Origin of the sequence: Myroides sp. WP-1 (assembly GCF_014145635.1) — a bacterium.
Lineage (GTDB): Bacteria > Bacteroidota > Bacteroidia > Flavobacteriales > Flavobacteriaceae > Flavobacterium.
Genome location: NZ_JACHTC010000010.1, coordinates 1 through 14,552, shown reverse-complemented (window position 1 = coordinate 14,552; position 14,552 = coordinate 1). Strand labels below are relative to the sequence as shown.

Annotated in this window: 14 protein-coding genes; 3 read left to right on the top strand and 11 right to left on the bottom strand. The window is 34.8% G+C overall.

Annotation, left to right across the window (positions count from 1 at the left end; all coding sequences use genetic code 11):
- Positions 1-103: 103 nt before the first annotated feature.
- Both H4K33_RS10310 and H4K33_RS10305 read right to left on the bottom strand, forming a co-directional pair.
- On the bottom strand, positions 104-982 hold the full coding sequence (locus tag H4K33_RS10310; RefSeq protein WP_182648604.1) for a diacylglycerol kinase family protein: 879 nt from the start codon (positions 980-982) through the stop codon (positions 104-106).
- Positions 983-1,058: 76 nt separating this feature from the next.
- Positions 1,059-1,364, bottom strand: coding sequence for a rhodanese-like domain-containing protein (locus H4K33_RS10305; RefSeq protein WP_182648602.1), 306 nt, complete (start codon positions 1,362-1,364; stop codon positions 1,059-1,061).
- A 128-nt stretch (positions 1,365-1,492) separates the two neighbouring features.
- Between H4K33_RS10305 and H4K33_RS10300 the strand changes: the two genes are divergently transcribed.
- Positions 1,493-2,155, top strand: a complete 663-nt coding sequence (locus H4K33_RS10300) for a thiamine diphosphokinase (protein WP_182648600.1) — start codon at positions 1,493-1,495, stop codon at positions 2,153-2,155.
- Positions 2,156-2,344: 189 nt separating this feature from the next.
- Here the strand turns inward: H4K33_RS10300 and H4K33_RS10295 are convergent, their stop codons facing one another.
- The 5 genes from H4K33_RS10295 to H4K33_RS10275 form a co-directional block, all read right to left on the bottom strand.
- Positions 2,345-2,932, bottom strand: a complete 588-nt coding sequence (locus tag H4K33_RS10295; protein ID WP_182648598.1) for an outer membrane beta-barrel protein — start codon at positions 2,930-2,932, stop codon at positions 2,345-2,347.
- A 47-nt stretch (positions 2,933-2,979) separates the two neighbouring features.
- A complete protein-coding gene (locus H4K33_RS10290) occupies positions 2,980-3,519 on the bottom strand; it encodes a hypothetical protein (RefSeq protein ID WP_182648596.1) in 540 nt (179 codons plus the stop codon).
- On the bottom strand, positions 3,520-4,134 hold the full coding sequence (gene pncA / locus H4K33_RS10285) for a bifunctional nicotinamidase/pyrazinamidase (RefSeq protein WP_182648594.1): 615 nt from the start codon (positions 4,132-4,134) through the stop codon (positions 3,520-3,522). It lies immediately after the preceding gene.
- Positions 4,135-4,195: 61 nt separating this feature from the next.
- Positions 4,196-5,437 (bottom strand): ornithine--oxo-acid transaminase, encoded by a 1,242-nt coding sequence (rocD, locus tag H4K33_RS10280; protein ID WP_182648766.1) that lies wholly within the window; start codon positions 5,435-5,437, stop codon positions 4,196-4,198.
- Between the two features lie 278 nt (positions 5,438-5,715).
- Entirely contained in the window at positions 5,716-6,150 is a 435-nt protein-coding gene (locus H4K33_RS10275; protein WP_182648592.1) for a hypothetical protein, read from the bottom strand.
- Positions 6,151-6,426: 276 nt separating this feature from the next.
- Here H4K33_RS10275 and H4K33_RS10270 point away from each other — a divergent pair, with 276 nt between their 5' ends.
- Both H4K33_RS10270 and H4K33_RS10265 read left to right on the top strand, forming a co-directional pair.
- A complete protein-coding gene (locus tag H4K33_RS10270; protein ID WP_182648590.1) occupies positions 6,427-6,912 on the top strand; it encodes a GNAT family N-acetyltransferase in 486 nt (161 codons plus the stop codon).
- Positions 6,913-6,947: 35 nt separating this feature from the next.
- Positions 6,948-7,568 (top strand): class I SAM-dependent methyltransferase, encoded by a 621-nt coding sequence (locus H4K33_RS10265; RefSeq protein WP_182648587.1) that lies wholly within the window; start codon positions 6,948-6,950, stop codon positions 7,566-7,568.
- A gap of 127 nt (positions 7,569-7,695) precedes the next feature.
- Here the strand turns inward: H4K33_RS10265 and H4K33_RS10260 are convergent, their stop codons facing one another.
- The 4 genes from H4K33_RS10260 to H4K33_RS10245 form a co-directional block, all read right to left on the bottom strand.
- Positions 7,696-8,628 carry a type IX secretion system membrane protein PorP/SprF gene (locus H4K33_RS10260; RefSeq protein ID WP_182648585.1) on the bottom strand — a complete coding sequence of 311 codons (933 nt, stop codon included), beginning with the start codon at positions 8,626-8,628 and terminating at the stop codon, positions 7,696-7,698.
- A 13-nt stretch (positions 8,629-8,641) separates the two neighbouring features.
- The gene (locus tag H4K33_RS10255) at positions 8,642-9,949 is read right to left on the bottom strand and encodes a gliding motility-associated C-terminal domain-containing protein (RefSeq protein WP_182648584.1); all 1,308 of its coding nucleotides are present in this window, start codon (positions 9,947-9,949) and stop codon (positions 8,642-8,644) included.
- Between the two features lie 412 nt (positions 9,950-10,361).
- Entirely contained in the window at positions 10,362-12,926 is a 2,565-nt protein-coding gene (locus H4K33_RS10250) for a DUF11 domain-containing protein (protein ID WP_182648582.1), read from the bottom strand.
- A 73-nt stretch (positions 12,927-12,999) separates the two neighbouring features.
- A partial coding sequence (locus H4K33_RS10245) for a hypothetical protein (protein WP_182648580.1) occupies positions 13,000-14,552 on the bottom strand: 1,553 nt, incomplete at its 5' end.

Sequence of the window (14,552 nt, the reverse complement as noted above, 5' to 3'; positions counted from 1 at the left end):
TTAACTTTTTTGATGTTTATATATGATGTACAAATGTACGCTTTTCTAAAATAACTCTTTACACGATTTTGTGTTGTTTTTATTACAAAAAAACGATTTTATACTAACAAATTACTTTTAAACTCTTTGGTGCGACTTCAATAACAAAGTGATTGGTATCAAATTCACAATACTCTCCGTCAATTTGAACTCCATTTTTGGGGCTATTACTAATCTCAACTTCAATTTTAGAAGTTTGTATGTAATCCGTTCGTCTAAATTTTTCTGTTTTTTTCAGAACAACATACAGCCCAAAGGTTAATTGTTTTAAGATTCCAATCTTTGGCACCATCAAATAATCCAACAATCCATCAGTTAAACTTGCTTTAGGTGTCAAACTCATATTGTACCCCATTTCGTTGGAGTTTGAAATAAACAACAACAACGGATTTACTACTTTAGTTTGTCCATTATAAGTGACGCGCATTTGTTTGGCTTTATACTGTTGAGCCGAATTCAATGCTGCGCGAATGTAAGCACCTAATTTTCGTTTTCCTGATTTTTCGTACTGTTCAATAATTGTCGCATCAATACCGAACCCCATATTACTAAAGAAATACGATCCGTTTAGCATACCAACATCCATAGCCATGATATTTTGCTTGCGTATTAACTGAAGGGCTTTGTCAATGTCTTTTGGAATTGCCAAATTAGAAGCTAAGCCGTTACCTGATCCTACAGGAACGACGCCAAAAATTACTTCTTTCCCTACTAATTCAGTTGCAACTTCGTGAATTGTACCATCTCCGCCACAAGCCACAATAATAGTTGCTCCTTGTGCTAAAGCCTGTTGTGTCAATTCAATTGCGTGCTTTTTTCGCTGTGTTAAATGAACAAAAACTTCATATTCTTCACTGGGGAAAAAAGTTTTGATATGCGTTTCGGTAATATTGTGTTTTCCTTTACCTGAAATAGGATTTACGATAAAATGAATACGAGTCATAAAGCGACAATAAGGGATTTAAAGAATCTACAATGGTGTGAGTAGGATAATAAAAAAGTCAACATGTGTTGACTTTTTATACCGTTGGTCCTTCCCAAGTAGTAATTCCTCCTACTAAATTAAACGTATTTTCGAAACCTAGCTGATTCATTAATAAACAAGCTTGGTTACTTCTACCTCCTGCTTTGCAGTAAACGTAATAGTTTTTTGTTTTATCCAATTGCTCCACAGCATCTAAAAAACCTTGTCCTAAATAGATATCGATGTTAATTGCATTAGGGATAGCTCGTTCTTCCACTTCTTCATCGGTGCGAACATCTAAGATAACGGCATTGTCATCTTGTTGATATTGCTCCCACCACAGTTCTTGTGTTAAATCCATTTTTTTACTTCTTAGAATAGCTTCAAAGATAGCGCTATTTTGTGTTTTATCTATTTTTTCACTCTAAAAAAAGACTTTTAGTAGGATTTATTGTTTTACTTTGTTCTAACAAACGCAAGAACTAATTTATGTCATCACATCACATCGTTCGAGATGATCAAGAACCCGCTTTAATTATTGCCAATGGCGCGGCATGTAGTCAAGATTTACTAGATCAATTATTAGAATGGTCACCCTTTATTGTTGTCTTAGATGAGGCTATTGAACGAGTTATCGCATTAAATATAAAGGTTGATGTACTGATTGGAGACTTTGACCGAAATTTTGATCCTACCCCCTATTTAGAGCAACAATATCCTTTGGAAATCGTACATAGTACGGATCAAGAAACGACAGACTTAGAAAAAGCGCTTAATTTTTTACTTGAAAAAGGAATCAAAGCAGCTAATGTTCTTTGGGCAACGGGTAAAAGAGCGGATCATACTTTTACGAATATCACTACGTTAATTAAATATAGGGATACGATGAAAATTGTTATCCTCGACGATTATTCTAAAATATTTAGATTGCCATCAACTTATAAGAAATGGTATACCAAAGACACCATTTTATCGTTAATTCCCGTTGGTCAGGCGAATGGTATCACCACAACAAACTTAAAGTATCCTTTAAATCAGGAAGATTTAATACTTGGAATTCGAACCGGATCGAGCAATAGTGTTGTTGAAGATGGGATTGTGAGTATCACGTATGAAAGTGGTGACTTGTTGTTAATGGAATGTACGGATTAGTGGATGTGATTTGTTCGTTGTTGGTTGTTGGTTGTTGGTCGTTGGTTGTTGGTTGTTGGTTGATTTTCGTTTAAAGAAAAGTTTATCTCTTTTAGCAAAATCTAAACTGTTAACTGTTAGCTGTAAACAAATAAAGGTATCCCATTGCTGAGATACCCTTTTTATTTTTAAACAAAAAATCTTACTAGACTATTTTCCTAAGAAAATTTGGAAACCAAATGCGATACCTAATCCATTTTGAGCAGTAGCATTAGCTTGGTTAGATTTACTGTAGTTGTATCCTACAATAGCCTCTAAAGCAACGTTACGGCTTACGAAGTGAGAGTACCCTGCATTGATTGCAAAAGCAAAAGAAGTTTCACTTGAAGATCCGTCAGTTCCAGAAATACCTGCACCACCTTGTCCGAAGAAACGTCCTGTTTCACTAGCTCCTTCTGGGAAGTAATAGCGAACAAAAGGCATTACTTTATAGTTCCACTCGTTCTTCAATGGTTTTTTATGCGTAGTAAATCCTGTACCTAACTCAAGTCCAACCGCAATACCATCAGAAATGAAATATCCGGCTCTTGGAGAGATATTGATATTGAAGCTTTCGTCTTCAAAACTATACCCCGTAGATCCTAAAGCTCCTCCAACAATCCAGTTTCCTTTTTTGATCGGCGTAGCTCCTACCTTTTCAGATAATTTTGGAACTTCTACTAATTTACCTTTTTCTTGTGCTTGTGCTACTGTCATACCAGCTAACAATAACGCTGTAATCATGGTGATCTTTTTCATTGTTTTTGCTTTTTAATTATACATATTCTCATTATAGGCCCATGTTGTTAACTTGACAAAAAGCTTCGTTTCAATTCGATTAAGCTTTTATTGGTGTTAACAAGACCCGTAATTAAATATTTTCTAACTTCTTCTTGCTCAGGATGATTCATGTATTTAAACCATTCATCCGAAAGAAGAATTTTTTTAATTTCGACAATGCGTTTGGCCGTATCATTTGCGTTTCTACGGAACGCCTTGCTTTCACTAAGACAGGCATAATGCGTAAAGGTCACTTCTTTTTGTAAAAAATTAACACTTATAACATAGTTTTTTTCTCTTTCATCATTGGGATAAAAGCTTGACCAATCGGCATATCCGAGGAAATACCCTTGACTGGTCTTTTTATCAGAGATCAATTTCCATCGACAATTTGCAACTCTTCCCCAATGATTAGCATATCTAAAAATACCATCTGCTGTAAAAAAATAACTACTGCCTTTTTCACTTTTAAAATGAGGTGAAAGATTCGCTATATTATCTAACGGCACTTCTGTCCACTCACAGTATGTATGTTTAAAAAAATTCGTTGCGTTGTATTTTCTCATTTACTTAATTAATTCTTCACTTTTAGCAACAATCACAATACCGTGTTCTATCATTTTTTCTTTTGCTTTTTCAATTCCCTCTATAGCTATGGGTTTAGTTGCAAAATCTAAAAAATAGGTTTTAAACCCTGCTTTTTTTGCGTCCATTGCGGTATAAAACACACAAAATTCGGCTGCTAATCCACAGATGTAAACTTCGGTTACTTTTTTATCATTGAGGTAACCTAAAAGTCCTGTTGAATTGATTTTATTGTTATCGTAAAAACCGCTATAAGAATCGATTTGTTTATTCATTCCCTTTCTAAAGATGGCTGCAACTTTAGTGCTGTTCCATGCTTTGCTAAATTCAGCACCTGGAGTTCCTTGCACACAATGGTTTGGCCATAGTATTTGTGGTTGTCCTTGCAGATCAACAACATCATACACGTGTTGATCAGGGTGTTGAGAAGCAAAACTTTGGTGATCCAAAGGATGCCAATCTTGCGTTGCTACAATGAGATCAAACTGATCTTGTATAGCGTTAATACGAGGAATAATTAAATCTCCATCTTGAACGGCTAAGGCTCCATTAGGTAAAAAATCATATTGTAAATCAACTACTAATAAAGCTTTCATAAGTTACTACTTTTATTTTAAATTATAACAAAAAAAGAAACAAAAAATGCACTATTATAAATTATCTCTCAAATTCTTTTAATGTTTTTACGATAATAGACACACAATCCAATAATTGTTCTTCATTCATCACTAAAGGCGGTGCGAAACGAATAATATTGCCATGTGTAGGTTTAGCTAATAAACCATTGTCTCTTAACTTTAGACAAATATTCCAAGCTGTCTCGCTATCTTCTGTATCGTTAATCAGGATGGCATTCAACAATCCTTTTCCGCGTACTAACGAACAGATGTTACTTGTTTCGATGTACTTTGTCAATTCACTTCTAAACAATAGTCCTAAACGCTCAGCGTTATCTGCTAATTTTTCGTCTAAAACAACATCTAAAGCGGCGATTGCGATTGCAGCAGCCATTGGATTACCTCCAAAAGTAGATCCGTGTTGTCCGGGTTTGATTACATTCATAATTTCATCATCTGCTAACACGGCAGAAATTGGATAAGCACCACCCGACAAGGCTTTTCCTAATACAAGAATATCTGCTTTTACATTTTCATGTTGGATAGCTAACATTTTACCTGTTCTGGCAATCCCTGTTTGTACTTCATCAGCAATAAATAAAACATTGTGTTGTTCACACAGTAATTTTGCTTCTGCTAAATAACCTGTTGTTGGTACGTATACACCTGCTTCACCTTGGATTGGTTCCACTAAAAATCCAGCAATACTGGCACTGTCTTTTTCTAAAATTGCGCGAAGTGCATCAATATTATCATAAGCTACACGGATAAATCCTTCTGTATATGGACCGTAATTTTTTCTTGCTTCTTCATCATTTGAAAAAGAAATAATCGTTGTAGTTCTTCCGTGGAAGTTATTTTCACAAACAATAATTTTAGCTTGATTTTCAGCGATTCCCTTTTTCTCATACGCCCATTTGCGACAAACTTTTAATGCGGTTTCTACAGCTTCCGCTCCAGAGTTCATCGGCAATACTTTATCATACCCCATTAAAGAAGTAATTTTCTTTTCGTAAACCCCTAACTGATCATTGTAAAAAGCACGAGAAGTCAGCATTAATGTATTCGCTTGTTTAGTCATCGCTTCAACAATTCTCGGGTGACAATGTCCTTGGTTAACTGCTGAATATGCAGATAAAAAGTCATAATATTTCTTCCCTTCAACGTCCCAAACGTATACACCTTCACCTTTTGTTAAGACAACTGGAAGGGGGTGGTAATTATGTGCTCCGTATTGATTTTCTAATGCAATCGCTTGTTCTGAAGTTATTTTTTCTGACATCATAGTATCTGTTTTAATTTACCTGCAATTTACTGCTTTTTATGTAAATAATTCTAAAATACAATGGATCTCCTTTATTCTATTTTCTAAATCCCCTCAAAAAACGGAGCCTATTCTGTAAGCACCTTATTGTAAAGCAGGACTAAAATTGATTGACCTTTTTACCGTTGTACTTATTCGTTACACTTTAGCTAATCAATCTCGGTTTTCAGTGTTAAAATCGCAAATCTTACAAAAAACAAAAGAGGGATTAAAATTACTTTCAATCCCTCTTTGTTTTATTTCTTTTTTAATTGTTCTTCGATTTCAGTCCATTTAGTTGGATCTTCTTTTAAATCAATATAGTAATCGTATAACATACGCGTTAATTTAATTTCGACACGTTGTCCCATAATTTCATTTAAAGTAAAATAACCGTGAAACTCTCCTCCTTTTTTAATGATTGGCGGTTTTTCAGCATGTTGATTCCAAGGGGAATAATTACTCGTATCATCCCCGTAGATACCGTATTTATTCCAAATTGATTTTTTGTTATATTCGTTGCCATAAATTCCATGGGAATTCCAAACTGAGTTTTTATTTTCAGAAGGACAATTTAAACATCCTAAATATTCTTGGGTACTGTTGTTGCTGTAGATCTCCAAAATTTGAGCTTTCAAATTAAAAGAAATCAAACACAATAACACGGCTAGTAGATTTGTATTCTTTCTCATTTTTTTTTATTGTTTTGTAGCTGATTGCAAATTACAACATATTTTAAACATTACTAGTATTAGCCGTTTCTATTTCATAAAAAAACGACCCGATATAGTTGTTTTATTTTATTTTTAAACTTGGTATTGGTTGACTTTGTTTATCTTTATTTTGCTACAAAGAAACCATTCTTTCTTCAAAAAAAACTATTTTTATTCTAATGATATAATAAAATAACACTTTATCATCCAAATTCTCCGTCATCAAGTAAAAGATACCACACAAAAAAGAGTCGCATGGAAACACAACGCTTATTTCTCACTCCACTAAATCACTGTGATAATGCTTTTTTCATAGCACTTGTCAATAGCCCTGGTTGGCTCAAATTTATAGGTAATCGAAATATTTACAGCGCTTTAGATGCTCAAGCATACATTCAGCATATTATTGACAATCCTCAATACACATATTGGACCGTTCATTTAAAGGAAAGTCAAACTTCTATTGGAGTTCTTTCGTTGATTAAACGGGAGTATTTAGATGCCCACGATATCGGTTTTGCTTTTTTACCCCAATTTACCAATAAGGGTTATGCCTATGAAGCAGCGCATCATGTTATAGCAGAATTGAAAAAAAATCAATTGCACGCTAAGCTTTATGCGACTACCTTAGCCGAAAATAAAAGCTCTATCAAGTTACTAACCCGCTTGGGTTTTCAATTTGTACAACTTATACATCCTAAAGAAGAGTGTTTAAATTTATATGTATTGAGTGAGTTGTGAGTTGAAAGATAATAATATCACAAAAAAGAAAACGAATGAATTGTCCTTTATGCCAACAACCGATTACGAATAAAATTGATCCTTTGTACTATCAATGCGGAACTTGTTTTGCTTATGTGAAAGATGTTGCTTCTTATTTTTCATCGGAACAAGAAAAACGTCACTATGAATTTCACAATAACGACGTCAATGATCTAGGGTATCAAAAATTTACTTCACCCATTACCAATGCTATACTTGAGCGTTTCTCTGCAGATACATTAGGTTTAGATTTTGGTTGTGGGAAAGGTCCTGTTATTACAAAACAGTTGGTTGATCGAGGTTATTCGGTTAATCTATATGATCCATACTTCTATCCCGATCAATCTTACGTCAATGAGCAATATGATTATATTTTCAGTTGTGAGGTTTTTGAACATTTTCACCATCCTCATCAGGAAATAATCCATCTTAAAAGCTTGCTAAAACCTGGGGGATTGCTATTGATTATGACTCATCTGTATGAAAATCAAAAACCTTTTGACTCGTGGTATTATCGCAAGGATGAAACTCATGTTTTTATCTATACGCGCCAAACGTTTGAGTATATTGCTCAACAATACAATTTTAATTTGCTTGTATTGACTGAACGCTTTATTGTATTAGAATCTAACTAAATAGCCGAAAGACATTTTGCTTAATAGGCTTTTTATACAAAAAGGAGTGATTCAGTAAAATCACTCCTCTCTTATGTTCTGCTTGATTACAAGCAGAGCTAACAATAAAAAAAATTATGAACTATTTTTAAAAAAATCGGGGGGCGACTTTTTTTCTTTGCTTATTAGACAATTCAAACTTCATGAATATTTCATGAGAACCTGAATGGTATTTTGCAAGGTTACTAGTACCTGCTTCATAAGTATACCCGATAAACAATTTATCTGATACTTGAAATCCTGCTAATCCACTAAAAGAGGCATCCCAACGATAAGCTGCTCCTACAGTAAATTTATCGTTAAACAAGAAGTTTGCTGTTAGATCTACTTGAAGAGGAGCTCCAGCAGTAGCTTTTACTAGGGCCGCTGGTTTAAATTGTACTTGGTAATTAAGATCAAACACATAGCCTCCCATTAGATAAAAATGTGGTTTTTCTGTCATCACTTTATAATCATTATCATTGTACACTTTACTCGTTAAAATCATAGGTACAGATAATCCTACATAGGCTTTTTCTGAATAGAGATAAACCCCTGCGCCAATATTTCCAGAAAATTTGTTTTTTATATTTGATTCAGCAATAGGGTCTGTACCGTCATAAATATGAAGTCTATTATAGTCTACATTCAATAAAGAACCCGCTGCTTTTAATCCAAAAGCAAGTTTATATTGGTAGTCGAGGTCAACTGTATAAGCCAAATCAAGTGCTAAGCTATTTTGATCTGTTACTCCAAGTCGATCATTCATCAAGTGAACGCCCAATCCTAATCCTGTATCTGTTAAAGGAGTAGTTACGGATAGATGTGCGGTTTTAGGAGCTCCTTCCAATCCAACCCATTGTGTTCGATATAGACCAAAAATATTCATTTTACTCACGCTTCCTGCGTAAGCGGGATTAATCGTTGCTGGGTTATACATGTATTGTGTATACTGTGGATCTTGTTGGGCAAAGACTTGTTGCAGACCTAACAAAATGATTCCTGTATATAGTAGTGCTCTTATTGTATTTAATTTTTGCATCGTGTCGTATTTTTTAGTTAGTTTCAAGGTGTAAGTTTGCTGCTTTTTTAATCATTCGGCTTCCGTTTTCATCTTTGTATTCATAAGTAACCACATAGTAGTAGGTTCCACTTGGAAGCTTACTTCCTTTATTGAGCGTTGTTTTACCTTCTGAATAACCTTTGAATACATTCTCACTACCATTTCCGTGAGGATCATAACCGACAGTTTCATATACACGTGTTCCCCAACGGTTGAAAATCTCTACTTTGTTGTTAGGATAATTTTGAATATTTTCAATGATAAAGTAGTCGTTTTTACCATCTCCATTTGCAGAAACCAGGTTATAAATCACAACATTACCTTCTGTAATCCAATCTTTTTTAACCGTGCCAAGGGTAAAGAAACCGTATCCCTGCACTGTAGCAACTGTCGTTACTTCTTTGGTTGACATATCAACTACTCCTCCTTCATCTACCCATAGCTGTTGTTTGGGATCCCAACGCACAATATGTAAATCTTCTTCGGGATTATTTAAAACGTCTGATGCTGTTGTGTCTTCATCCCAACTTAAAGTAATCAACACATCACTTTGCTGTTCGCTTCCTTTCTCAATTGTCCAGTATTCTTTATTGTTGATTTTTTTTACCACTCCTGCTGTATTTGAACGTGTTTCAAAAAAACCTGAATCGTTGTATACATATTGCCCAACAAAAACATCCCCTGTTCCTTTAGGTGCAGAAATACGAGCATAACGGTATTTTCCTCTATCTCCACTAGGGTACGTAAAAGCTTCATTTCCGATTTTTTCAATCGCCCCTTGAACGTGAGAAGTATCTCCTACACTTTCAATCGTTGCTCCTTTTTTAAACGTAAACATTCCATTTGAAACTTTAGTAATCGGATTGTATGTTGAGTCTACGAGAACTATTCCATTTTGAAAGTCTACAACACCTGAAACATCAATATTGTTTTTCAAATCAAATGCTACTTTACTTACAGAACTATTAAAGATTACGTGGTGAAAAGAAGCCATTTGATTTCCTCCAATTTGCTTTGCTTGAGTCGTATTTACACCATCAGTAAACAAAGTTGTTGATGTTGTTTTATTGCTTGTCATTCCATAAGCTCCATCGTTGATGAAGCTGTTGTAATAAATTGCCGTACCGTCATTATTTACATTTCCTCCTTCTGTATTCTTAAATGCCCCTTCAAAAGAGATTAAATCTCCTGTAGAAACGGATAAAACTCCTTCATTAGTGATCGAGGCAGTATTTTGCGCATAATTGATCACGCTACAAAAACCAATTATTAATGCGATAACTTTGTTACTTTTTTTCATACTTTTTATCTAAGGGTAAAAACTTTTTTCTTTTATTCTTTTAGTACCTCTAAATTTTGCTTGTTGTTGCTCTCATTTTCAGTTTTCCTCTCTAAGCATTGTACTTAGTTTACTTCTTTGATTTCTTAAACAAAACTTGATATATGTAACTTATCAACTACCGTACCAAAAAGTCTCAATATTAGATTTAAACAAAACAACAAATAACAATTCATTGAAAATCAAATAATTATAGTTTGAGAAAAATCACAATTTTGTATATATTTTTTTACAAACTCTCTTATTGAGAATTATCTCTCTCCTTTTTTTACTTTTTTTTAGACAAAAAAAAGAGGATTAGCATTGACGCTAATCCTCTTTTTAATTCTTTTATGCATGATTTAATACAGCATTGAATGAAACTTATTGCTGGTTATTTCATTCGTTGACGAACCATTGGGTTTGTAATAAGTAATGATTTTGTAGGCAATACTACATATGTATGATTGGGTCTATTGGCATCATATCCTGGATCATTGGGTTTTAAGGGTACCGTCGGACTAGATGTTTCTTCTAGTACCTCTTTATTAAAGATATCCTTTCCTTTCACTGTTGCTTGATTGTAAACTCCTTTATTCGCGATATCTTGCTTGGTTAAGGTATAGGTTACCGTATACGTCCATATTTCTTCAGCCTCTAGTATAGCATCTGAATTTCCGTTTTTCGTAGGAATTTCAGTAATTATCCCACCAAACAAAGGATCGATTACTTGAATTTCTTCAATTGGTGTTTTTCCAGTATTTACCACTTGTAGTGTATAAGTAATGGTTTCACCTGCTTGCGCAAATCCATCGTTATTCAAATCGTTAAAACGTCCGTCTTTTAGCAATTTAAATGAAACTTCAGTATAGAGTACGTCAGTATTTTCTTTAATATTATTACATGGTACATCGAGTCCGTTATTTTCACATTCATAATGCGGATCTGTTGGCGGTACATTTTCATCTTGATTAGAAGCGTCAGGGTCCACAACATCCACTGGACGAAGAATTGTTGCTTCTACGGCAACTGGGCCAACCGTTGGATTTACGGCTTTAATTCTTATGGTATAAACTACTTCACATTGGTTTTTTAAATCCAATTGACTGGTATACTTTCGTGTTGCTTCATCAAAAGTTAGTGGTACTCTTTCTTCTCCACAGGTAGAAACGATAAAATCATATCCAACAGGGGAAAATCCTTGTGGAATTTGAAAAGCAAACACTGCTTTTTCGACTTCATGAGGTCCGTTATTCTTAACTTTTACGGTATACGAAATCACGTCATTTATAGGAACAACTTCTTTATCTGCCTGTACAGATACTACTTCCAAATCAGCTACTTTTATTTTAACATCAAAATCTGCAGTAACAGCATCTCCTTTAATAAAAGTCCAAGTATCCATACCGTGATTATCACCAAAAGTACCTACCGTTGCATTTGTTCCGATTCCCCAAGTATGTCCATTTACTCGACTGGAGATTCCTTCTGGTAGGACTAGGTGACTCGCATTTCTTGGTTGTGACTTAGATCCTGCATTTCCTCCTCCATCACCTATACTTGTATCATCCCAATACACTTTATCTGATCGTACGGATCTCCTATCTAGAGATAGTAATTCAATGATAATTCCATATTCATTTAATTCCATATCAATATAAGGGAAATGCACTTCTGCTCCGTGTAGCTCAATTGCGAGACGTAAATCAACACTTCCTTCTACTATAATTTGTCCATCTCCGTCTCTACCATCCCAATAAATTTTATTTTCTCCAGAAGCACAAAATCCTTTTAATATTCGGGATGTAAAATGACTTCCTTGTTTGGGTTGTATGGTCAGCGTGTATTCACCTCCTGATTCATTGTTAAATACAATGTAAGCCCCATTTCCGCCTTGATTTTCAATGCTTCCTTCTGCGCTTTCTACGCGAATATCTTTTACATGTAATTGCTTTTCTGGGGTTCTTAACCACGTTTTCCCTCCGTCCATTGCAGCTACGGCTTCTTCTGGCATACTGCTATCTGGAATATTGTAAAATATCTTCTGAGTAATAGCATTTTCTGTATCCGCTATTCTAGGATCATGATATCTTGTATGTGTATCTTCTGTTGTTTGAATAGGAATACTCGAATAAGAAGGCGTGGTTGGGTCTCCTACATTATAAAATCCTTGGTTGTTAACCATAAAGGTGAATGAAATTCCTTGATTTCCATTGTTATCTACATTATAGATATAACCGTCTTTCGTCAAGATTTTAAACACACCATGAAATCCACTATTGGGCATAAATAAGTTTCTTTCAATTGAAGGGTTATTCATTGACATTACGGTAGTAAACGTACGTCCTGTTACCCAATTCCAAGTGTTGTTTATTTTTTTTGCTACAGAAACATCCCATGCTATTAAATAATTAGTACTCAAAGCTAAAGGCCATGCTGTAGCCTCTGAATATCTGGGAGTTGAAATAGCTCCTGATGGTTTTCCATACGAACCTAAAAATTCTACACGATATACACCACTACCTCCTTTTGGCACGGTATAATAAATAGGGATATATCTACTCTCTCCTGCTTTTTGTTCTGGCAAACGTGGTCCGGCTAATTCTGCAGTTCTGGAAGGAATTTTCCCCTCGTTATAATTAAACGTTAGGTTAACTTGTTCTCCATTGGGAGCAAACAATGTAATCCATTTTTTATCCGTTCCCATTTGTGCATCTGAGGCCAAGGTAATTTGTTCTCCTTCTTCAGCGTATACGTAATGCACTCCTAAACCTGAATACGGAAAGGCAAAAGTTTCTTCTGTACTTGCTCGCAAATAAGCTCTACCGCCTTTGGCACCTACAGGATATAAATCTTTAGATCCTTCAGCCCATGCATTTCCTATTCCCAATAAAAGGACAAATACAGCTAAAATTACTTTTTGTATTGAATTTACTATTTTATATTTTTTGCTTCTCATTCGTTTCTTTTTTTGCATTGCACATAGTTAATAAAGCCTTAATCAAAACGATTCAACTAAGGCTTTATTTGTGTTATTTGATCACAAAAACAATATTCATGAATGAACTTGGTTCTGCAGTTGTTGTAACTGTATAGGTCAATTTACCATCTGCGCTAATTGAAAGATCTTTGAATACAGCTTCGTCATAGTATGTTACATAATAATACAATTCACTACTTTCAAACACCGTCATTTTTGCTGGTGCACCTGCACTTCCAACAACTCCACCTCCATATTGCATTGGTGTGGTACCAGCTGGCCCATGTGAAATAGCATAAGCTCCTGTTCCTCCTGTAAATTGATTTACATAATCTTGATACAAGTCGCGAGTAGCTGTTCCAGAAACCGTTGTATCAAAGATAACTGCCGGCATATAAAAGAACTGTGGTGCTACTTTACTCTGCTCTTTCCATACTGGTTTTTGATCTGCTCCAGTAACTAACACTTGATTTTTACCTGCATCAGCTAAATCGGTAGCTAACAATGTTCCATCTTTGATGTGCTCTGTTGTTACTGTTCCGTTATTTAACGACAATTTCACCGCTTTTAATACTGCTTTTTCTGCTTCTGTTCCAACTTCTCCAGTTGTTGTTACTCCAATAACTCCATCTGTTGTCAAAGATTCACTATTTGCCTCTACTAGCGATTTAAATTCTATTTTCTCTGTTACAAAGGTATTATCTTGCTCATGTGTTACATAAAAATCTCCGTTTTTATAGGTTACATTTCCATCGAACCCGTTGGCAATATATTGATCCAAAACTGTTTTTACTTCTGAATCTTTGATAATCTCTTCGAAATTTTGTTGTACATCTGCTACAACATTAATCGTAACTCCAGTGCCTGTATTATTCTTAATTACATCTTCATTCTCATATAAATAAACACCAGCGCCAAGTGAAGTCAATAGCGTGTTAGTTTCTTTATTTTTGATTTCGTCACTTAGATTAAACTCTCCATCAGCTGTCTTAATGATCAAATTGTCATTTCCATCTTTTTTAACCGTAATATTTCCTTCTGATACTTTAATTAAATCCGTTAGCGATTTCTTTACCTGAGCATCTTGGATAATTTTATCAAAATCACCAATAACGTCTTGAGTAACTTGTATCACAACTTGATCTCGACCTCCTGTTTCATCTATGAAATAGTACTCGCTTTTTCCTTCTGCATCTGTTCCCTTTTCCATTGCGGTTAAAGTTTCCGAGAAATTAACATTTGTTTCATTTTTACCATTATTAAAGTAAAAACGCCCCTTTACAGTTTCTGGATCTATCTCTGTATTTGTTATCAATTGTAAATCAGCTACTACAGAATTCGAAGTGATCATATTTTTAAATTCCGTATTGTCTCCTAACTTAGTTACAAACGTACTGTTATCGGCTAAGTTCGTAACGAATGTTTCGTTGTCGGCAATCTCAGCTACTGCTACTTTTACTGCGTTTCCGTCTGAATCAGTTACAACTAACTCGTCATTTACTAAGGCAAATGTTTGGTTGGTTGTGTTTAGATCTTCAATTGCAATCTCGTGTTTTCCAGCCGCATCAATATAGAAGAAGTTCCCGTTTTCGTATCCTACGTTTC

What these genes read in the sequence shown, in the direction of transcription:
- H4K33_RS10310 (WP_182648604.1), bottom strand. Translation starts at nt 982, where the DNA reads ATGACTCGTATTCATTTTATCGTAAATCCTATTTCAGGTAAAGGAAAA.
- H4K33_RS10305 (WP_182648602.1), bottom strand. Translation starts at nt 1,364, where the DNA reads ATGGATTTAACACAAGAACTGTGGTGGGAGCAATATCAACAAGATGAC.
- H4K33_RS10300 (WP_182648600.1), top strand. Translation starts at nt 1,493, where the DNA reads ATGTCATCACATCACATCGTTCGAGATGATCAAGAACCCGCTTTAATT.
- H4K33_RS10295 (WP_182648598.1), bottom strand. Translation starts at nt 2,932, where the DNA reads ATGAAAAAGATCACCATGATTACAGCGTTATTGTTAGCTGGTATGACA.
- H4K33_RS10290 (WP_182648596.1), bottom strand. Translation starts at nt 3,519, where the DNA reads ATGAGAAAATACAACGCAACGAATTTTTTTAAACATACATACTGTGAG.
- pncA (WP_182648594.1), bottom strand. Translation starts at nt 4,134, where the DNA reads ATGAAAGCTTTATTAGTAGTTGATTTACAATATGATTTTTTACCTAAT.
- rocD (WP_182648766.1), bottom strand. Translation starts at nt 5,437, where the DNA reads ATGTCAGAAAAAATAACTTCAGAACAAGCGATTGCATTAGAAAATCAA.
- H4K33_RS10275 (WP_182648592.1), bottom strand. Translation starts at nt 6,150, where the DNA reads ATGAGAAAGAATACAAATCTACTAGCCGTGTTATTGTGTTTGATTTCT.
- H4K33_RS10270 (WP_182648590.1), top strand. Translation starts at nt 6,427, where the DNA reads ATGGAAACACAACGCTTATTTCTCACTCCACTAAATCACTGTGATAAT.
- H4K33_RS10265 (WP_182648587.1), top strand. Translation starts at nt 6,948, where the DNA reads ATGAATTGTCCTTTATGCCAACAACCGATTACGAATAAAATTGATCCT.
- H4K33_RS10260 (WP_182648585.1), bottom strand. Translation starts at nt 8,628, where the DNA reads ATGCAAAAATTAAATACAATAAGAGCACTACTATATACAGGAATCATT.
- H4K33_RS10255 (WP_182648584.1), bottom strand. Translation starts at nt 9,949, where the DNA reads ATGAAAAAAAGTAACAAAGTTATCGCATTAATAATTGGTTTTTGTAGC.
- H4K33_RS10250 (WP_182648582.1), bottom strand. Translation starts at nt 12,926, where the DNA reads ATGAGAAGCAAAAAATATAAAATAGTAAATTCAATACAAAAAGTAATT.